Origin of the sequence: Polynucleobacter tropicus, from assembly GCF_013307225.1 — a bacterium.
In the GTDB taxonomy this organism is placed as follows: Bacteria; Pseudomonadota; Gammaproteobacteria; order Burkholderiales; family Burkholderiaceae; genus Polynucleobacter; species Polynucleobacter tropicus.
On the sequence record NZ_CP028942.1, the window covers coordinates 1822472 to 1842424 of the forward strand.

A 19953-nucleotide genomic window follows, 5' to 3' on the forward strand; every position below is an offset into this window, starting at 1 on the left:
CGCTATTCTTGCTATATGCCTGACCCCAAATCCCTTTTAGATCGCCTGGCCGATTTCTTATCGCCACAGCCAATCAGCCCCAGTGAGCGACGTCAAGAACTGATTGAAACGCTACGTGAAGCCCAAACAGAGGGATTAATTGATGCTGACGCACTTTCTATGATTGAGGGCGTCTTTCAGGTGGGACAACTCTGCGCACGAGATATTTTGGTGCCGCGAGCACAAATTGACTGGATTGATATCAATCTTCCTTTGGCGGAGTTAATGAAGATTGCAATCGAAGCCGCTCACTCTCGCTTTCCAGTCTTTGAGGGAACGCGAGACAACGTGATTGGTATTTTGCTTGCCAAAGACTTGTTACGTCATGCAACTGAAAAAGATTTTCAAATAAGAGACTGGTTACGTCCTGCAGTATTCATCCCCGAATCAAAACGTCTTAGTGTCTTATTGCGCGACTTCAAAGATAATCGTAATCACTTAGCCATCGTTGTCGATGAATATGGTGGTGTAGCCGGCATCATTACTATTGAAGATGTTCTTGAACAAATTGTTGGCGATATTGAAGACGAGCACGATATTGATGAGGAAGCCGACAATATCATCGCACTTGATAATGGTGATATCCGAGTTAAAGGCATTACCGAGCTTGATCAATTCAATCAAACAATCGGCACACACTTTGCGATTGAGGATATCGATACCGTTGCTGGCTTAGTGATTCAGCATTTAGGGCGCGTTCCAAAAGTAGGTGAACGCATCACTATTGACGGCATTGAATTTGAAGTGCAGCGAGCCGATCCACGACAAATACACGTGCTGCTAGCGCGGCAATTGCCTCAATAAATCGACCAGGGCGTAACTTGCTCATTTCCAAGATATTTACAAAACGCACCTCAGCAGGAATTGTGCTTTTTGGACTTGGTGCTCTGCTTGCTCTCGCCGCTGAACTACCCTATGGTGGTTGGCTTCAAATACCAATTCTGAGTATTGTCTGGTGGCGACTTCGCAATGAGACATCTCAAACAACAAAGCAATACTATGCTTACGGACTTATTTTTGGGCTTGGTTATTTTCTAATCGGATTGTGGTGGCTATACATCAGCATGCACGATGTTGGGGGCATGAATCCCATGCTGTCAGCTATCGCAGTTTTATTACTGTCGCTCTACATGGCGCTGTATTTTTCTGCAGCCACTTTTACCATTCGTCATTTCAAGCAAAGTCACACCTCCGGCTTGCTACTTGCCGCTAGCTGGGTGATTAGCGAATATTTACGAGGCTATATATTTACTGGCTTTCCATGGATGGGGTTGGCAGAAAACCAATTCGATGGACCTTTCTCACCCATTGCACCAGTCTTTGGCGGTCTTGCCTGCACATTCTTAGTGGTATGGGCTTCGTGGGAAATTCTGCAAATGAGAACGTACCCCATAAAGCGCGTTGTTATATTGCTCGCAACAATCGCATTGATTCAATTTACAGGAAAAATTTCCTACACAAAACCTTTTGGCGAGCCAATTAGCGTGCGTCTCATTCAGGGTAATTTTGAGCAGAGTCTCAAATTTAATCTGCAAGCAATTGGTCAGCAGATTGACTTTTATGTTTCAGAAATTCAGAAACAATCAGCCGACCTCATCATCATTCCAGAGACCGCTTTTCCTTGGCCACAAAATAATCTTCCATCTGGCTTGCTAAATTATTTACAGAATTATTCCAACACAAGCCTCAGCAATCTCTTGCTTGGCTTGGTTGGTGAAGTACCCAGCGAACAGGGAATGCAATACACCAATCGCGCTATTGGCCTATCACCCAATGCTCAGCCATATCAATATGATAAGGTTCACCTAGTTCCCTTTGGAGAATTCATCCCTCCAGGCTTTCATTGGTTCATCAAAGCATTTAATGTTCCCCTAAGTGACTTTGCACGAGGTAGCTTTGATCAAAAACCTTTTAGCATTGAACGCAAAAACCAAACGAGCGTTAATGCTGCAATCACGATTTGCTACGAAGATGTCTTTGGGGATGAGCTAGCTTCACGCATACATCGCAATAAAGAGCCAGTTCATTTGTTAATTAATATGACTAACTTAGCCTGGTTTGGTCAATCACAAGCCCCTACTCAACAATTACGTCTCTCACAATTAAGATCTCTTGAAACAGGTCTGCCAGCTCTAAGAGCGACTAATACTGGCATCACTGCCGCCCTGGGCCCAGATGGCAAATTGCACCAAACCCTTCCAGAATTTACCCAAGCAACACTCACCACCAAAATCCAGCCTTACAGCGGTCAAACGCCCTACGTGAGATGGGGCAACCTACCGATCCTAAGTCTTGCCGCAGGATTGCTAATCCGGGGCTTTATTCGTCGTCGTCGTTTTTAAGCATTTTTAACTCTACAGTGCGCTAGCCATGTAAAATCAATGGCTTAGCCAGGTTAATCATGCTTACTTTTCAGCAAATCATTCTCAAACTTCAAGATTATTGGGACCAACAAGGTTGTGCCCTATTGCAACCCATCGACTTAGAGGTTGGCGCAGGGACTTCCCATACCGCAACCTTCTTAAGGGCAATTGGACCAGAGCCTTGGAAAGCCGCTTATGTGCAACCATCGCGTCGACCTAAAGATGGACGCTACGGTGAAAACCCAAATCGCTTGCAACACTACTATCAGTATCAGGTTGTTTTAAAGCCAGCCCCTGAAAATATTCTGGAGTTGTATTTAGGGTCCTTGGCAGCGCTCGGTTTAGATCTCAAACAAAATGACATTCGTTTTGTTGAAGACGACTGGGAAAATCCAACCCTTGGTGCTTGGGGCCTAGGCTGGGAGGTATGGCTGAACGGCATGGAAGTCACTCAGTTTACTTATTTCCAACAAGTGGGCGGCCTTGACTGCAAACCAGTTTTAGGAGAAATCACCTACGGTATCGAGCGCTTAGCAATGTACATCCAGAATTGCTCCAATGTTTACGATCTTGTTTGGGCTGACGGAATTTCTTATGGTGATGTTTATCACCAAAACGAAGTTGAGCAATCTTGCTACAACTTCGAACACTCAAATACAGATCTCTTATTTGCGAATTTTGGAAACTACGAAAGTGAAGCAAAGCGCTTAATGGAAGTGCCGCTGGCATTACCCGCTTATGAAATGGTTCTGAAAGCAGCGCACACCTTTAATTTATTGGATGCTCGTGGAGCAATTTCTGTGACCGAGCGTGCCGCTTACATTGGCCGTATTCGCAATCTATCGCGCGCAGTTGCACAAGCCTACTTTGACTCCCGAGAAAAACTCGGCTTTCCTATGTGTCAACGCCAAACCAAGGCTTAAGAGCCTGACTGATTGAAATTATTGTTTCCTTATGAGCTCATCTAATTCAAACACTCCATCAGCAAGCTTGTTGATTGAAGTCTTTACCGAAGAATTGCCACCTAAGTCATTACGCCTTTTGGGCGATGCGTTTAGTGAAGGTATTTTTGCAGCCCTCAAAGCAGCCAATCTCACCACCGAGTCTTCTGTTGCAACGGGATTTGCAACTCCACGCCGCTTAGCAGTTCAAGTAAGCAATGTATTAGGTCAAGGTCAAGATTACCCAGTAAGAGAAAAGCTCTTGCCAACGAGCATTGCGTATGATGCAGATGGCAAAGCAACAGCCCCATTATTAAAAAAATTAGCTGCCCTTGGTTTTTCTGACATTGACCTGTCCACCCTAGAAAAATCTGGCGAAGGTAAAAATGAAGCGCTCTATCTCAATGTGATCGCTAAAGGCGCTTCGCTTGAAAAAACTGCGCAAACCGCATTAGAGCAAACACTCAACAAACTACCGATTGCCAAAATGATGCACTACCAAGTGCAACAGAAAAATGGCGAGCTTAGTGATGTTCAATTTGCTCGCCCAGCACATCGCATTATTGCGCTGCACGGGGACAAAGCCATCAATATTCATGCTCTTGGCATCGATGCGGGTAATCAGACTGAGGGGCACCGCTTCTTGGCGCCTGGCGTATTTACGATTAGCGATGCAGATCAATACGAAAATGAACTTCAAAGTAAAGCAAAGGTGATTCCTGGCTTTATTAAGCGTCGTGAACAAATTAAAACCGCTTTACTTAAAGCGGCAGGCGATGACCTAGTCTTAATGCCTGACAGCCTGTTGGACGAGGTGACTTCATTAGTTGAATGGCCAGCTATTTATGAATGTCACTTTGATCCAGAATTTTTAGAAGTACCGCAAGAGTGTCTGATTCTTACAATGCAGACAAATCAAAAGTACTTTGCTTTAACTGATAAACAGGGAAAGCTACGCAATCGATTCTTAATTGTTTCAAACATAGAAACAATTACGCCAGATGCCATTATTTCTGGTAACGAGCGAGTTGTACGTCCCCGCTTATCGGATGCACGCTTTTTCTTCCAGCAAGACCAAAAACGCCCTCTAGCTTCTCGTGTGGCAGACCTCGGAAAAGTGGTCTATCACAATCAACTTGGAAACCAACTTGATCGTACTAAACGCGTACAAGGCATTGCTGTTGGAATTGCCAAGAAACTCAATGCAGATGAAAAATTGGCTAGTCGTGCCGCTGAAATTGCCAAGACAGACTTGCTCACCGATATGGTTGGCGAGTTCCCTGAATTACAAGGCATCATGGGCACTTACTATGCGAAACATGATGGTGAGAATGTCGATGTAGCATCAGCATGCAGCGAACACTATATGCCACGCTTTGCTGGCGATAACTTGCCTCAAACCCAAACCGGAACAATATTGGCAATCGCAGACAAACTAGAGACGCTAGTCGGCATCTGGGGCGTAGGACTTGCGCCAACTGGCGATAAAGACCCTTATGCGTTGCGTCGTCATGCGCTTGGTATTTGCCGCCTGCTTTTAGAAAAAAATCTTTCATTGAGCTTGCCAGAATTAATTGAACTGGCGCGCACGCAATTTACCCAGAAAGATGTTCAAGATAAAGCCAAAACAGCTGATATCTATGAATTCATTATTGATCGTTTGCGCGCGTATTTACGTGACCAGTCCGTAGCAGGCAAACCATTTACCAGCGCTGAAATTGAGGCAGCTCTAAGCCAGTCTCCAGAGCAAATCAATGATGTGATTGAGCGTCTAACTGCTCTTCGCGAATTTAATGCGTTACCTCAGGCTGCTCAGTTGGCTGCCGCAAACAAACGCATTAGCAATATTCTGAAGAAGACAACTACGGCTATTCCAGTAAGTTGCTCAAGCAAACTTTTGCAAATTCCTGCTGAAATCTCCCTACATCAAGCCCTGAATGCCGTTATTCCCACCCTGAATGCCGCTTATGAAAAGCGTCAATATGTTGAACTTTTACAAGCATTAGTTGCGCTTAGCGCGCCTATAGATCAGTTCTTTGCGGATGTCATGGTGATGGACCCCAATGCCGATCTGCGTGATAACCGTTTAGCTCTTTTGCAAGAACTACACCAAAAAATGAATCTCGTTGCCGATCTCGGCAAGTTAGCATGAGCACCAGCTCTTCCAAACTCATTATTTTGGATCGCGATGGCGTGATCAACGAAGATCGCGATGACTATGTCAAATCAGCAGATGAATGGATGCCACTTCCAGGCAGCTTAGAAGCAATAGCACTTCTCAATCAAGCTGGCTATCAGATTGCCATTGCCACCAATCAATCGGGATTAGCAAGAGGGTATTTCACAATCAATGAATTGCATGCCATGCATAGCAAGATGGAGAGGCTTCTCAAGCCCCTGGGCGGCAATATTGACAGCATCTTTTTCTGCCCCCATACGGATGCTCACGCTTGCGATTGCAGAAAACCAGCTCCGGGACTCATGAAGGAGATCGCTTTACGCTACAAAAGAACAGATACAAAACACCCTCTATTAGGTGTTCCAATTGTTGGCGATTCGCTGCGAGACCTACAAGCAGGCGTAGTATTAGGAGCGTCCCCACATTTAGTACTGACTGGAAAAGGGCAGAAAACCTTGGCAAAGGGCGAGCTTCCCGAGGGCACACAAATTCATGCAGACCTGATGGCATTCGCGAACTCTTTACTAGCAAACAAAGCTTAGGATATTTATGGTGCTCATCCGCTCAACGATATTCGCTCTCTTCTTATTGGTCTTCACGCCAATTTGGTCAGTGCTATGCATGATTGCCTTTCCTTTCCTAAGCCCAGAAAATCGTTATAACTTCATCGGACTTTGGAACAAAGTAGTCATTTGGCTCTTGTGGCACCTTTGCGGCATTCATTATGAAATTCGGGGCATGGAAAACATGCGCGCCGTTTTAAATCAGCCTGTAGTCATTCTGAGCAAACACCAATCCGCTTATGAAACTATTGCTTACATAGCCTTATTGCCTAAACAGCTCTGTTTTGTTTTCAAACGTGAATTACTTTGGATTCCATTTTTTGGTTGGGCGCTTGCTTTGTTAAAAATGATCCACATTAATCGAGCCAACAAACAAACGGCAGCCCTATCTGTCGCTAGCCAAGGTCGCAAGCGCTTAAGCGAAGGCAAGTGGATCATGCTATTTCCAGAAGGAACACGAACTCCAAGAGGCTCTACCAAACCCTACCGAAAAGGCGGCGCAAGACTTGCAAGCGCTACTGGAGCCTTAGTCATTCCGATTGCGCACAATGCCGGCATTTGCTGGCCAAAAAATAGCTTTCTCAAACGCCCTGGTACTGTCATTTTCTCAATTGGCCCAGCCATTACTTCCGAAGGAAAATCGGGAGAAGAGTTACAACATGAAGTTGAGGGCTGGATTGAAGCCGAGATGCGCATAATAGATCCGAGCGCATACAAGTAATTAAAGGTTAAACGGCTAAGACCCTAGCCCATTCAATATAACGATCCACTGAAATATCTTGAGCTCTGGCCTTTAGCTCCTCTTCAGTGAGCTTTAGCTTCCCAACAAATGCCTGAAGATTTGTTCTGAGCATTTTTCTTCTTTGTGAAAAAGCAGCTGCGACTACCTGTTCCAAAGCGCTCCATTGAGTTTCATCTAAATTGAAGTCTCTTCTAGGAATCATTCGCACTACTGCTGAGTTAACCTTAGGCGCTGGTTCGAAAGCCTCAGGAGGCACCTCAAGTACTAGCTCCATATCGTAACGAGCCTGCAACATCACAGAAAGCCTACTGAAATCAGAGCTGCCGGCTTGCGCCACCATACGCTCAACTACTTCAGCCTGCAGCATGAATACTTGCTCGTCTATGTGTGAAGCGGCTGAAACCAAGTGAAAGAGTAAAGGTGATGAAATGTTATAAGGCAGATTACCAACTACCTTGCATAAACTTGTTTTTTCACTACGTTGCTGCGACCATTCATCAAAATTAAATTTGAGAGCATCACCTTCAATAACCGTTAAACCTGGAAGATTTTCATGATTCCAGTAAGCCACTAAATCTCGATCAATCTCCAATAAATCAAGATGGGCAAGGTTACTTAACAATGGTCTTGTTAGTGCACCAAGACCAGGTCCGATTTCAATGACGTGCATATCTGGACTTGGGTTAATCAGTCGCACAATTGCATGAATAATGCCCTGATCTTGCAAGAAATTTTGGCCGAAACGTTTACGCGCGCGATGCATTAGCCAACCAATTGTTTTTGTGTAAGCGCCATTTGATATGCCGAGCGAATAGCTTCTAACATCGATCCAGAATCAGCAATACCTTTGCCAGCAATATCAAGGGCCGTTCCGTGATCCACCGAGGTTCGAATAATCGGCAAGCCTAAAGTGATGTTAACGCCACCGCCAAAGGTGACAAACTTAAATGGCGCCAAACCTTGATCGTGATACATGGCGATAAAAGCATCTACCTCTTCTAAAGCCTTGGGTTCGAACATGGTATCCCCAGGATATGGCCCAGATACATCAATTCCCATTTTTTTTGCTAATTCAATTGCCGGGGAAATCATGTCGATCTCTTCTCGACCTAAATAACCAGACTCACCAGCATGGGGATTTAATCCCGATATGCGAATCACAGGATGAGTAATACCCATCTTCACCTGAAGATCTTGCTGCACTATTTGGATAGTGTCTAGTATCAGATCTTGATTTAAAAATGCAGAAACTTTTTGTAATGGCAAATGGGTTGTAACTAAGGCCACCCTCAAATCTCTTGATGAGGACAACCCCAAAAATCCTTTTTTAAGAGTTGCGCTCAACATCATCACCACGTGTTTCACACCGCAACGTTGCGCGAGATATTCTGTGTGCCCAGTAAAAGCGAGTCCAGCTTCATTAATAACGCTCTTTTGGATAGGGGCTGTAACCATCGCATCAAACTGCCCTGCCATACAGCCATCAATAGCCCGATCCAAGAGCTGAATCACATACGGACCATTTTGAGCATTTAATTTACCAAGAGTGGAGGATGCAATGAGAGGTATGGCCTCTACTTGAAGGCGCTCAGCATTAGAGCTTTTAACTGCCTCCCTTAAAAGACCTTGGTCTCCCAATAAGGTGATGCATGCATTTGCTTGCTCAAGCAGAAATTGCTTGGCTGCAGCTATTGATACTTCAGGACCTATGCCGGCAGGTTCGCCGGTGGTTATAGCAAGCCTAACGAGAGACGTTGGATGCGCCATCATCACCGTTCAAAATTTTCACAGTCGCCGTATCTCTTAGCTCACGAATCCAATCTTGATATGCTTGCTCAATTTTTCGCTCACGAATCGCAGCACGGGCAAATTGTCGTTGCTTTTCTAGGGTCAGTTGCACCTCACGACGCTCCAGCACTTGAATTAAATGCCAACCAAATTCCGTCTTTACTGGGTTGCTCACTTCACCAATTTGCAAACGATTCATTGCCAGCTCAAACTCGGGAACAAGGTCTCCAGGCCCCATCCACCCTAAATTACCGCCATTAGGAGCCGAACCATCCTCAGAGTATTTTTTTGCTAATTCACCAAAATCAGCAGTCTTAATTTTTACCTGATCACGATATCCAGCTAGACGTCTCTCGGCATCCTGATCCGTCAGTCCAGCGCGACTGCGCAATAAAATGTGACGCGCCATTGTCTGCGTAACCATAATATTTTGTGGAGCATCAAAGTTCTGCTCTGTAGATGCAGTAGACTTTGCGGAGGCATTATTCGCGCTTATAGCTCGACGATCCAATACTTTCAGAATATGAAATCCCGCTGGGCTTTTTATAACGACATTGACAACCTGACCACCACCAACATTTTTTACGGCCTCATAAAACAACTGAGGAAGTCTATCTGGAGTGCGATAACCTAAGTCTTGCAATTTGATATTAGGATTATCTTTCGAGGCGGTAGCGCCAAGTTGCATAAAATCAGCATTTGCTCTTGCCTCACGCAACAATTGATCAGCTTTCTTTTTCGCCTCAATCTTTGTCGCTGAGCTAGATGCAGGATCAAGGGATATGAAAATCTGAGCTACATCAATTTCTTCTGGCTCACCCTTGGCTGCCGGCACGGAACGAGATGTAGCACCCGAGCTTATGGCACGATTTCTTTCGGCTATAAAATTATCAATCTCGGCATCTGACACTTTTATTCTTGATTCAATCGCCCTTTCTTTATAACGACTTAAAACAATATCATCACGTAAAAGTTGTTTATATCGATCAAATGTGCTGCCAGATGCAACAATCTTATTCTTAAATTCAGCAACGCTAATTTTATTTTTTTCTGCAATATCAGCAATAATTTTGTCTAATTCTTTATTCGTAATGAGAGCCATACCCTCTTGCTCTGCATTTTGCAATTGAATTTTTTCGATAATCAAACGCTCTAAAATTGCCTTACGTAAAGAGCCATCTTCCGGCAGCTTTACACCCTGTTTTTTGAGCAGAGTAATTCGATCATCAATATCTTTACGCGTGATGTAGCCAGTGTTGACCACGGCAACGACTCCGTCAATATTACGGATTTTGCTATCGCTCGCGGTTAGTGCTTTGGTTGTATCTTGGGCACTCACTAACCCATTTAATGCGAATGAGCCTATGAATATGGCGAGACAAGCAATTTTTTTCAAACTGAACCTATAAAGCATCATTGGTAATTCTCATATATGGAAGGAGGGATAGGCTTAGAAGTCGGCATATACCCAGGTACATTTAACTTCATGATATCAACTGGATTACTTCCTGCGCTAGCAAAGCCCCTAAATTCGACCTGAAACAAGACTTGGGTAGTTGTAATGAGGGATGTATTAACCGCCTGGGAATAAGCGCCCCGAAAAGTCCAGCAGTCTCTTGTCCACTCTAACCCCACCAACGTGTTCAAGGTTTTAGTTGTTAAAGCATCATAGCCCCAGCGACCTAACACCGAAACTTCACGCGTTAATGGCCATTGCCCGGAAATATTGTATTGGTCGGTTGTGGTTGCCGCTGGTGTCGCAACTTGATTATTTTGCGCTGAGGCTTGAATCGGTGGCGACCATACATTACGGTAGCCAAAGTTCAGACTTCTACCGATAGTAGGGCGCCAACTCGCGCCAACCGTTGTCTGCACAAATCGATTTAACTGTGTGTTGTACTGCCCAAACATGTCTGCACTAAAGTTACCAAGCAATCGAACAGAGGCAGAACCCAAAGTATCTGAGTATGTTGTCGGGCTAGCAATATTTCCATTGAGGCCCACTTTTTGCGCAGTAAATTGTTGCTTCTGAGCCAAGGTCACATTCGCACGCTCCGCACCGGTACTTGATTCAATCATGCGACTTGTCAAGCCCAATGTCGCAGCATTGGTATCGGCAATGCGATCGTTGCCAATAAAAGTATTGGCCGTAAAAATTTGCGATACACCAAAACCAGCATCGGCAGTATCAAACACTGGCGTATTTGCTTGGCTTTGATATGGTGTGTACGCATAAAACGCTCTTGGCTCCATTGTGAGCAACATATTGCGCCCAAAAAAACCATGGAGCTCAGAGGCATCTCTTTCGAATGCCAAACCAGAATCCAAACTAAATGTAGGGATTGTGAAACCTTGCGCTGCCACAGGGCTCGCTCCAGTAAAAGCCGCTGGGTTAGCAGTTGCGCTGTAGGCGTTCGATTGAAAGCTCACTGTTGGCGTTATGTAATAACCAGGGGTAATTTGTGGCAGTGCTAATCCTGCCTTGACGACAGTGCGATCCGCTTGCGTATATGCACCCGGTGGCGGAGCATTAAAATTACCGCCTAATGCATAAGCAAAGCGAGTGTAGTCAGCCGAGAAAGTAGTTTTCGGGCCTGATGGCAATGCCAAATATCGTCCCGTTGGATCTGAGACCACCGGACTTAGTTGGCTGTTATAAGCAGCAGTAATATTTGGGAGTATGTTGTAAGGTGCTTGTACTAAATTATTGGGATCAGGCTGCAAGGTTTGGAATGTAGCTGCCTTTGCACCAACCACCCAATTACTTAATTCACCAGTTAACTGCTTCGAAGTACCTAGCTCCTGGCGGAATTGGCTGGTTACTTGACCAGCAATACTTTGTGAGAAGTTAGTTGGATACAAGCTATCTGAGACACGAGACATATTGGCATAGCCACTCCAAGAACCAGGCGTTGGGATGCCGCCAGGCCCAACACCGCCGGAGAAGATTTGACGTTGCTGCCAATCGTACTTCCAGCGATTCGTGCCAGTCTGCTTGTCATAAGGCAAATATTCTCCAGTAGCAACACCGGAATACTCTCTTTCAAGAAAGCGATAAGAGGCACCAAGCATAAAACCGCGATGATTCATTTCACGGGGCAATAACAATAGGTCACGATTCGGAGCAATGTTCACATAGTATGGCGCCGTAATATCCATGCCATTATTGGAGTTATACCCGGCAACTGGTGCAAGCAAACCTGTTCTGCGCTCTCCTCCTGTTGGGGCTGTGAAGTAAGGCACATAGGCAATTGGCACATTGAAGAAACGCATCACACCATTAGTGCCAATCATTTCTTTTTGCTCATTATCGATTTCAAGACTACTCGCCGTGAAATACCAATCCATATTTTCTGGGGTACACGTCGAGTATGTGGCACGATCAAATACAAAGATGTCAGAGTTTTCAATCGTTAATTTATTGGCCGTACCATTTCCACGCGTATCTCTAAGCTCATAAGAGGGTGACTCCATAAAACCTTCACGTGCATCCACCTTAAATTGCCCCTTTGGACCTTTGAAGGTTGTGTTCCCTTTTGAAAGTTCCGCATTACCAATTAAGTCGGCAATATCTGTATCGGGGTTATAAGTAATCTCATCAGCCTTAAGTGCGGCTCCATTACGACGAATTTGAGCGCGACCTTTTAAGTGCATATCTCGCTCAACCACTCCATCAATCGCATCACTAGAAGTAAAGGTCAGAGCTTCACCATCAGATATAGGTTTTCCAACACGCAGTTGATCATCTAACTTGAGGACGGTGACATTTCCACGGTCTGGCAAGAGCGTGAAATTCTGTGTAGCTTGAGAAACGGGGGGTAGCGCCGCTGGTGCTTGAGCATGCCCCAAAAGTGAAACCGGAAGCAATGCCACCCCCATCAGTACGCGCAGGGTTAAGCCTAAAAAAAGAGGGGCGCAAAAGCCGGCGCGACGGCGATAATGACTCATGGATCCAGACCGCCTTATTATACGAATCGACCATGACTGACTCTCGCTTAAACACCCTAAAAAACTGGCTAAAAGCCCTCCAGGCTAACTGGCAATTAGATCTAGACACTTTGGCCCCTGCCTCTGCGGACGCCAGCTTTAGACGCTATTTCCGTATTCAGTCCCAAAATCCGAAATTTGGCACCTTAATCATCATGGATGCCCCACCCCAACATGAACCACTGGACGCATTCATTCGGGTCGATTTACTGCTTTCTGAGGCCGGATTAAATGTGCCAAAAATCCTAGAACAAAATGCATCTGAAGGATTTTTATTGCTAAATGATCTTGGCAATCAAACTTATCTTGCAGCACTAAATGATCAAACTGCAAATGCACTTTATCAAAATGCAACGCATGCATTAATACAAATGCAACTTGCAAGCAAGCCAAACATATTACCAAATTATGATGAAGCATTACTTCAGCGAGAATTAGATTTATTCCCCGATTGGTATCTCAAAGCTCATCTACAAATTGAACTCACTGATATCCAAAAGCAACAACTCAAAGATGCTTTCGCATTAATCATCGAAAACAATTTGGCCCAGGCTAAGGTCTACGTACATCGCGATTACCATTCGCGCAACTTGATGGTTACAGCTGAAAACAATCCGGGCGTACTCGACTTTCAGGATGCAGTGTATGGACCCATCACTTACGATGCTGCATCGCTTTGGCGTGATGCCTATATCTCCTGGCCTGAAGAGCGTGTTATCGACTGGGTCATTAAGTTTTGGGAGCAAGGCCGTAAAGCGGGACTACCAATGCCAGATGACTTTGGACAGCTCTACCGAGACTTTGAATGGATGGGATTGCAACGTCATCTCAAAGTACTGGGTATTTTTGCCAGACTATTTCATCGCGATGGCAAAGATGGTTATTTAAAAGATATCCCATTGGTATTGGAGTATGCCATTGCAACCGCAAACCGCTATATCGAGTTAAAACCCTTAGCGCGAATTTTGGAATTTACTCGAACTACTCAGAAATAAGATTTACCAAAATGAAACAACGCACTTCTCTTCCATGCTTTTTGCTTGCTGCTGGCAGAGGAGAACGCATGCGTCCTCTTACTGACAATTTGCCAAAACCTTTACTCACTATTCAAAACAAATCTTTGCTTGCATGGCACCTAGAAACGCTAGCAAACGCAGGGATTAAAAAGGTGGTGATTAATCATGCATGGCTTGGCCACAAGATTGAGGAATCTCTTGGCGCTGGAAATCAATTTGGCCTACAAATTCAATACTCGCCAGAAGAAACCGCCCTCGAAACCGCCGGCGGAATAGTAAAGGCACTGCCTTTACTGCAAGCAGATGATTACTTTTTAGTCATTAATGGCGATGTGTTTTGCCCAAATCTACCGATAGATCAAATTTTGGAAGAAGTTTCTCGAATAAGAAATCAGGCAAGTCCTGTATTGGCACATCTATTGATGGTGCCAAACCCAGTTCAACATCCGAACGGCGATTTTTACCTTCAGGGTAATCGGGTTAGCACCCAAGAAGGAAGCAACTCGGAGAAACTAACCTTTTCTGGAATAGGCATCTATCACAAAGATCTTTTCCAAAATCTGGATATAGACAGTCCAGCCAAATTGGCGCCCCTATTACGGGCAGCAATGGAACAAAATAAAGTGTCTGGTGAGAAATATCTTGGTTCGTGGCACGATGTAGGTACGCCACAACGCTTACAAGAGCTCAATGCCGCATATGAATAAAACCGATATTTATCAACTTCGCAGAAACGCTTTAGCTAAACAAATTTTTGCCAAAACTGGTGGTGGCATTGCCGTTATCTCAACTGCCCCAGAGCTTGCACGCAACCGAGATAGTGATTTTCCCTATCGTCATGACAGTGACTTTTTTTACTTAACTGGCTTTGAAGAGCCTGGCGCAACTTTGGTAATGAAAGTTTCTGCTAATGGCAATTCGTATGCGCTTGAATCGCATCTGTTTTGCAGACCCAAAGATCTTGAGCGTGAAATCTGGGATGGCATTCGTTTAGGGCCTGAAGCAGCGCCCCAAGCATTAGGAATACAGTTTGCTCACAGCAACCATGATCTTGATCAGAAGCTTGGTGAGTTGCTGGCGGATCAAACTGCGATATATATTCGATTGGCCGAAAACAAAGAAGCTGATGCGCAACTAAGACGTTGGATGAAACAAGTTCGAGCACAAGCGCGAAGCGGCATTAATCCGCCATCAGAGTTGCATGATATTGAAGTGCTCATTCATGAAATGCGTTTATTTAAAGATGTGCATGAGCTCGATATCATGCGTTGCGCTGCCGCCATTTCTGCGCGCGCCCATATTCGTGCCATGCAAATTTGTAAGCCTGGTATGCGCGAGTATCAACTGGAGGCTGAATTGCTTCATGAATTCCGCAATAGTGGCGCACAAAGTGTGGCATACAACAGCATTGTTGCCGGGGGTGCCAACTCTTGCATCCTTCACTATCGTGCTGGCTCTACTGAATTACGCAGTGGTGAGCTTTGCTTAATAGATGCTGGATGTGAATTGGATGGTTACGCTTCAGACATCACTCGCACTTTTCCGGTAAACGGAAAATTTACAGGTCCGCAACGTGCTCTATATGACATTACTCTTACGGCCCAAGAGGCAGCAATTTCTATGACCAAGCCTGGCAGCACTTTCATGCAGCCTCATGAAGCCGCTGTAAAAGTACTTACGCAAGGTTTATTGGATGAAAAATTAATTAAATTAAGTGATGTCGGCTCTTTAGAGAATGCCATCGAAACAGGCGCCTACAGACGCTTTTATATGCACCGCACCTCTCATTGGCTCGGCATGGATGTACATGATGTCGGCTCTTATAGAGAAGAGATCTCTAAACTCCAAACGGAAAAACCTTGGCGCATTCTGAAAAGCGGCATGGTAATTACCATCGAGCCAGGTCTTTACATTAGACCTGCCGATGACATTGATGAAGCCTTCTGGAATATTGGCATTCGCATAGAAGATGATGCAGTGATTAATGAGACGGGTTGCGAACTCATCTCTCGTGGAGTTCCGGTCAAGGCTGATGAGATTGAAGCCCTGATGAAGCACTAGTCTTTTACAAAAATGAATACTCAGTCTTGCGATATCCTGATTCAAGGTGGTGGCCCCGTTGGGCTTGCTTGCGCTGCCTGGATATTGCAGAAGCTCCCTGATGCAAAACTTACTCTAGTAGATCGAAATCCCAGTAATGATGCTGACTTAAAAGCGGGTGATAGTCGCGGTATCGCACTTTCTCATGGAAGCAAGTTATTGCTCGATACGATCAGCGCTTGGCCTAAAGATTACGCTGAAATTCATCGAGTGCATATCTCACAAGCAGGTCGTTTTGGTAGAGCATTAATGACTCGGGAAGAGCTTAATCAAAGTGCGCTCGGGCATATTGTTCGCTATCACGATATTCACCTTGCGTTACGCCAAGCTTTAAGAGTCATTCAAGAAAAAAGTTCTCGATTCCAATGGCTGCATGTGAATGATGACACTGCGCAAGCCACCATTCAAGCCAAATGCATCGTGCATGCTGAGGGTGGTTTGTTTAAGAAGCAAGATTGGGTAGAGTCTGGAAGGGACTATGGACAATCAGCCCTTGTAGGTCTAATTGAAGTAGAAAAGGCGGCGCCTCACCAAGCATGGGAACGCTTTACCGCTGAGGGTCCACTAGCCATTCTGCCAAGTCACTACGGTCCCAACATATTGAATCTCGTATGGTGCGGCTCACCAGAATCTTCACAACATCGCCTACAACTGAGTGACGCCGATTTTCTAACCTCCTTACAAAATGAATTTGGTTCTCGCATTGGCAAGTTTTTGAAAGTACAAGATCGTCGCTTATATGAACTTGGTTTGAACTATCGCAAAGAAATTATTAAAGATACTGAAGTTTGGATTGGCAATGCTGCGCAAACTCTTCACCCCGTCGCGGGCCAAGGACTTAATCTTGGATTAAGAGATTCATTTTTACTTGCGGAAAAATTAAGTCGTGTTTTTGCAGGCCCCATTACTGAACAAAGCCCCACGCAAATTCATCAAGTGCTCGAAGAATATGCGCAAAGCCGAAAGTCAGACAGAACTGCAACTATTGGTTTGACGGACTTTATGGCCAGGATTTTTACTTCAAATTTAGTGCCAATTGCCCTTGCGCGCGGACTGGCTTTATCGACACTTCAGTGGCTTCCACCAGTCAAAACAGCCTTAGCTCGCCAAATGATGTTTGGTAGGCGCTAAGAGCCTCTTAAGACCCTTTAAAAACCTTTATTCCTTGGCTTGGTAGCGCTTGATCATCTGCTTAAAAAATAGGCAAACTGGGGTCTAAATGTGCTAAAGTGTCATGCTTTCCGCAAGACAAACTGATATCTCCCCAGCCCCAATTCGAAATAAATGAAGATTGGTCCTCACACCCTCGCAAATCGACTTTTTGTCGCCCCAATGGCTGGGGTTACTGACCGTCCATTTAGACAGCTTTGCAAAACCATGGGGGCCGGTTACGCAGTTTCAGAAATGGTGGCATCTAATGCCCTGCTTTGGAAAAGCGAAAAGACACAACGTCGAGCAAATCACCAAGGTGAATTCAAACCTATCGCGGTTCAAATTGCTGGCGCAGATCCTGCGATGATGGCTGCAGCTGCAAAAGTAAACGTAGATCATGGTGCGCAGATTATTGATATCAATATGGGGTGCCCAGCAAAAAAAGTTTGTAATGTTGCTGCTGGATCTGCACTCCTGCGTGACGAGCCATTAGTCAAAACGATTTTGGAAGCTGTTGTAAACGCCGTGGGCGTTGGACCAGATGCCGTACCAGTGACTTTAAAGATTCGCACGGGCTGGGATCGTGAAAATAAAAATGCGCTAGAGATAGCTCGTATTGCCGAACAATCTGGCATTTCTATGCTGACAGTTCATGGTCGCACACGTGCCGATCTTTATCACGGTGAAGCAGAGTACACCACTATTCAAGCAGTAAAAAATAGCGTCAGGATTCCAGTAGTTGCTAATGGTGATATTGATACCCCGGAAAAGGCTGAGTACGTTTTAAAAACTACTGGTGCCGATGCCATTATGATTGGTCGTGCCGCGCAAGGTAGACCTTGGATCTTCAGGGAAATTAATCACTATCTCAATACTGGTGAAAAATTACCTATTCCTGAAATCAATGAAATCCAAAGCATCATGAATGCCCACCTTCTGGACCATTACGAATTCTATGGTGAGCATATTGGCCTACGGACAGCTCGCAAACATATTGGCTGGTACTGTAAAGGCCTAAGAAATTCTCATGCATTTCGTCAACGGATGAATACGGCTGACGACTGCAAAACACAGTTACAAATGGTGAACGATTATTTTGATGAGATGAAATCTCACTCTGATCGTCTTATCTTTTTGGAAGCCGCTTAATTTATTTACTTTTATTTATTTTTTAGTATTGATTGATTTTATGAGCAACAAGAACCCAATAACCGAATGTATTGAAACCCACCTTCAGGGGTACCTAAATGACCTCAAGGGAACCGCTCCAACAAATGTCTATCAAATGGTATTAGCAGTGGTAGAAAAACCCATGCTAGAACTCGTCATGCGTCATGCGAAGCAAAACCAATCTTTGGCAGCACAGTATCTAGGCATTAACCGCAATACCTTGCATAAAAAATTAGTCGAGCATCAACTACTCAAATAATTTATTGATTACTTCTAAGCTCTCTGGCCATTAATTCATTTACACCTCTATAGATATGATCCGTACAGCACTCCTATCCGTCTCTGATAAAAATGGCATCGTGCCTTTTGCTAAAGCTCTCCATGAGCAAGGTATTAAGCTCATTTCAACTGGTGGCACAGCTAAGTTATTGGCAGAAAATCAATTGCCCGTGGTTGAAGTTTCCTCTCTGACTAAATTTCCAGAAATGCTGGATGGACGAGTTAAGACCCTTCACCCAATGGTGCATGGTGGCTTGCTTGCACGCAGAGACTTTCCTGAACATATGGCAGCACTTAAAGAGCACGGCATCAATACCATCGACATGTTAGTGATCAACCTCTACCCCTTTAATGAAACCGTTGCTAAAGAAAATTGCTCTTTTGAAGATGCGGTAGAAAACATTGATATTGGCGGTCCAGCGATGTTGCGCGCTGCTGCTAAGAACCATCAAGATGTTACCGTGCTGATTTCGCCTGAAGATTACGCACCCGTTCTTGCGGAGATGAAAGCAAACAAGAATGTTGTCTCATATAAAACAAACTTAAGTCTTGCTAAAAAAGTATTTGCGCACACTGCTCAATACGATGGCGCGATTGCCAACTACTTATCTGCTTTGGGTAATGATTTAGATCATAAGGCGCGCTCAGCTTATCCAGAAACTTTGCATCTTGCTTTTGAAAAAGTACAAGAGATGCGCTATGGCGAGAACCCACATCAATCAGCCGCTTTTTATAAAGATATCCACCCTGTTGCTGGCGCGCTTGCCAATTACAAGCAACTTCAAGGCAAAGAGTTGTCTTATAACAATATTGCCGATGCTGACTCTGCATGGGAATGTGTAAAGAGCTTTACCGGCAATGCCGGCGGTGCTGCGGCATGCGTCATCATCAAACACGCTAACCCTTGCGGTGTTGCAGTTGGAGCGAATGCGCTTGAGGCTTATCAAAAGGCCTTCAAAACTGATCCGAGCTCTGCTTTCGGCGGAATTATTGCCTTCAATGTGCCATGTGATGGCGCAGCCGCTGAAGCGATCTCAAAACAATTTGTTGAGGTCTTAATTGCACCTAGCTTTAGCGAAGAGGCAAAAGCCATCTTCGCAGCCAAGCAAAATGTTCGCCTTCTAGAAATTCCATTGGGCAATGCATTTAATACTTATGACTTCAAACGTGTTGGTGGCGGTCTATTAGTCCAATCACCAGACGCAAAAAATGTCTTGCAAAATGAAATGCGGGTGGTTAGCAAAAGACAGCCAACCCCAAGCGAAATGAATGACATGATGTTTGCATGGCGTGTTGCTAAATTTGTTAAGTCCAATGCAATTGTGTATTGCGCTAATGGCATGACTCTAGGTATTGGCGCAGGTCAAATGAGCCGCGTAGACTCTGCCCGTATGGCTAGCATCAAGGCTGAAAACGCCGGCTTGAGCCTAAAAGGTTCAGCAGTAGCTAGTGATGCCTTCTTCCCGTTTCGCGATGGTCTAGATGTTGTGGTGAATGGTGGTGCCAGCTGCGCAATTCAACCAGGCGGCAGTATGCGCGATGAAGAAATTATTGCCGCTGCTGATGAGCATGGAATTGCAATGATCTTTACTGGCACACGACATTTTCGTCACTAAGCTTTCAGAGAAAACAGG

General features: G+C 44.8%; 17 protein-coding genes. 13 read left to right on the forward strand and 4 right to left on the reverse strand.

Annotated elements, in window-relative coordinates; translation table 11 throughout:
• Positions 1–15: 15 nt before the first annotated feature.
• Genes DCO17_RS09305 through DCO17_RS09330 form a run of 6 tightly spaced genes read left to right on the forward strand, consistent with a single transcriptional unit; the run spans position 16 to position 6806 of the window.
• On the forward strand, positions 16–843 hold the full coding sequence (locus DCO17_RS09305; protein WP_173956442.1) for a CorC family transporter: 828 nt from the start codon (positions 16–18) through the stop codon (positions 841–843).
• A 17-nt stretch (positions 844–860) separates the two neighbouring features.
• Positions 861–2381, forward strand: a complete 1521-nt coding sequence (gene lnt / locus DCO17_RS09310) for an apolipoprotein N-acyltransferase (RefSeq protein WP_254598757.1) — start codon at positions 861–863, stop codon at positions 2379–2381.
• A gap of 59 nt (positions 2382–2440) precedes the next feature.
• Positions 2441–3325, forward strand: coding sequence for a glycine--tRNA ligase subunit alpha (glyQ, locus tag DCO17_RS09315; protein WP_173956443.1), 885 nt, complete (start codon positions 2441–2443; stop codon positions 3323–3325).
• Positions 3326–3356: 31 nt separating this feature from the next.
• Positions 3357–5495 carry a glycine--tRNA ligase subunit beta gene (gene glyS / locus DCO17_RS09320; protein WP_173956444.1) on the forward strand — a complete coding sequence of 713 codons (2139 nt, stop codon included), beginning with the start codon at positions 3357–3359 and terminating at the stop codon, positions 5493–5495.
• A complete protein-coding gene (gene gmhB, locus DCO17_RS09325) occupies positions 5492–6064 on the forward strand; it encodes a D-glycero-beta-D-manno-heptose 1,7-bisphosphate 7-phosphatase (RefSeq protein WP_173956445.1) in 573 nt (190 codons plus the stop codon). The genes glyS and gmhB overlap by 4 nt, the downstream gene beginning before the upstream one ends.
• A gap of 7 nt (positions 6065–6071) precedes the next feature.
• Positions 6072–6806, forward strand: a complete 735-nt coding sequence (locus tag DCO17_RS09330; protein WP_173956446.1) for a lysophospholipid acyltransferase family protein — start codon at positions 6072–6074, stop codon at positions 6804–6806.
• A 7-nt stretch (positions 6807–6813) separates the two neighbouring features.
• On the opposite strand, the gene rsmA is transcribed toward DCO17_RS09330, so the two are convergent.
• From rsmA to DCO17_RS09350, 4 genes are read right to left on the reverse strand one after another with little or no spacing between them, the layout of a single operon-like run.
• The gene (rsmA, locus tag DCO17_RS09335; protein ID WP_173956447.1) at positions 6814–7590 is read right to left on the reverse strand and encodes a 16S rRNA (adenine(1518)-N(6)/adenine(1519)-N(6))-dimethyltransferase RsmA; all 777 of its coding nucleotides are present in this window, start codon (positions 7588–7590) and stop codon (positions 6814–6816) included.
• On the reverse strand, positions 7590–8597 hold the full coding sequence (gene pdxA / locus DCO17_RS09340; RefSeq protein ID WP_254598758.1) for a 4-hydroxythreonine-4-phosphate dehydrogenase PdxA: 1008 nt from the start codon (positions 8595–8597) through the stop codon (positions 7590–7592). The genes rsmA and pdxA overlap by 1 nt, the downstream gene beginning before the upstream one ends.
• Entirely contained in the window at positions 8569–10032 is a 1464-nt protein-coding gene (locus DCO17_RS09345; protein ID WP_437342804.1) for a peptidylprolyl isomerase, read from the reverse strand. The genes pdxA and DCO17_RS09345 overlap by 29 nt, the downstream gene beginning before the upstream one ends.
• Entirely contained in the window at positions 10029–12563 is a 2535-nt protein-coding gene (locus tag DCO17_RS09350) for an LPS-assembly protein LptD (RefSeq protein WP_173956448.1), read from the reverse strand. Before DCO17_RS09350 ends, DCO17_RS09345 begins: the two co-directional genes overlap by 4 nt.
• 32 nt (positions 12564–12595) lie before the next feature.
• Between DCO17_RS09350 and DCO17_RS09355 the strand changes: the two genes are divergently transcribed.
• The 7 genes from DCO17_RS09355 (at position 12596) to purH (ending at position 19935) form a co-directional block, all read left to right on the forward strand.
• Entirely contained in the window at positions 12596–13597 is a 1002-nt protein-coding gene (locus DCO17_RS09355) for an aminoglycoside phosphotransferase family protein (protein ID WP_173956449.1), read from the forward strand.
• Between the two features lie 11 nt (positions 13598–13608).
• The gene (gene murU, locus DCO17_RS09360) at positions 13609–14325 is read left to right on the forward strand and encodes an N-acetylmuramate alpha-1-phosphate uridylyltransferase MurU (protein WP_173956450.1); all 717 of its coding nucleotides are present in this window, start codon (positions 13609–13611) and stop codon (positions 14323–14325) included.
• Entirely contained in the window at positions 14318–15679 is a 1362-nt protein-coding gene (locus DCO17_RS09365) for an aminopeptidase P N-terminal domain-containing protein (protein ID WP_173956451.1), read from the forward strand. The genes murU and DCO17_RS09365 overlap by 8 nt, the downstream gene beginning before the upstream one ends.
• 12 nt (positions 15680–15691) lie before the next feature.
• Entirely contained in the window at positions 15692–16849 is a 1158-nt protein-coding gene (locus DCO17_RS09370) for an FAD-dependent monooxygenase (RefSeq protein ID WP_173956452.1), read from the forward strand.
• Positions 16850–17002: 153 nt separating this feature from the next.
• The gene (gene dusB / locus DCO17_RS09375; protein WP_173956453.1) at positions 17003–18019 is read left to right on the forward strand and encodes a tRNA dihydrouridine synthase DusB; all 1017 of its coding nucleotides are present in this window, start codon (positions 17003–17005) and stop codon (positions 18017–18019) included.
• A 40-nt stretch (positions 18020–18059) separates the two neighbouring features.
• Positions 18060–18299 (forward strand): helix-turn-helix domain-containing protein, encoded by a 240-nt coding sequence (locus DCO17_RS09380; protein WP_173956454.1) that lies wholly within the window; start codon positions 18060–18062, stop codon positions 18297–18299.
• Positions 18300–18354: 55 nt separating this feature from the next.
• Positions 18355–19935: a bifunctional phosphoribosylaminoimidazolecarboxamide formyltransferase/IMP cyclohydrolase gene (purH, locus tag DCO17_RS09385; RefSeq protein WP_173956455.1), complete on the forward strand. Its 1581-nt coding sequence runs from the start codon at positions 18355–18357 to the stop codon at positions 19933–19935.
• The last annotated feature ends 18 nt before the right edge of the window (positions 19936–19953 follow it).

Bases quoted from the DNA above. Each gene is read 5' to 3' on its own strand.
- DCO17_RS09305 (WP_173956442.1), top strand. From the start codon at position 16: ATGCCTGACCCCAAATCCCTTTTAGATCGCCTGGCCGATTTCTTATCG.
- glyQ (WP_173956443.1), top strand. From the start codon at position 2,441: ATGCTTACTTTTCAGCAAATCATTCTCAAACTTCAAGATTATTGGGAC.
- glyS (WP_173956444.1), top strand. From the start codon at position 3,357: ATGAGCTCATCTAATTCAAACACTCCATCAGCAAGCTTGTTGATTGAA.
- gmhB (WP_173956445.1), top strand. From the start codon at position 5,492: ATGAGCACCAGCTCTTCCAAACTCATTATTTTGGATCGCGATGGCGTG.
- DCO17_RS09330 (WP_173956446.1), top strand. From the start codon at position 6,072: ATGGTGCTCATCCGCTCAACGATATTCGCTCTCTTCTTATTGGTCTTC.
- rsmA (WP_173956447.1), bottom strand. From the start codon at position 7,590: ATGCATCGCGCGCGTAAACGTTTCGGCCAAAATTTCTTGCAAGATCAG.
- pdxA (WP_254598758.1), bottom strand. From the start codon at position 8,597: ATGATGGCGCATCCAACGTCTCTCGTTAGGCTTGCTATAACCACCGGC.
- DCO17_RS09345 (WP_437342804.1), bottom strand. From the start codon at position 10,032: ATGATGCTTTATAGGTTCAGTTTGAAAAAAATTGCTTGTCTCGCCATA.
- DCO17_RS09350 (WP_173956448.1), bottom strand. From the start codon at position 12,563: ATGAGTCATTATCGCCGTCGCGCCGGCTTTTGCGCCCCTCTTTTTTTA.
- DCO17_RS09355 (WP_173956449.1), top strand. From the start codon at position 12,596: ATGACTGACTCTCGCTTAAACACCCTAAAAAACTGGCTAAAAGCCCTC.
- murU (WP_173956450.1), top strand. From the start codon at position 13,609: ATGAAACAACGCACTTCTCTTCCATGCTTTTTGCTTGCTGCTGGCAGA.
- DCO17_RS09365 (WP_173956451.1), top strand. From the start codon at position 14,318: ATGAATAAAACCGATATTTATCAACTTCGCAGAAACGCTTTAGCTAAA.
- DCO17_RS09370 (WP_173956452.1), top strand. From the start codon at position 15,692: ATGAATACTCAGTCTTGCGATATCCTGATTCAAGGTGGTGGCCCCGTT.
- dusB (WP_173956453.1), top strand. From the start codon at position 17,003: ATGAAGATTGGTCCTCACACCCTCGCAAATCGACTTTTTGTCGCCCCA.
- DCO17_RS09380 (WP_173956454.1), top strand. From the start codon at position 18,060: ATGAGCAACAAGAACCCAATAACCGAATGTATTGAAACCCACCTTCAG.
- purH (WP_173956455.1), top strand. From the start codon at position 18,355: ATGATCCGTACAGCACTCCTATCCGTCTCTGATAAAAATGGCATCGTG.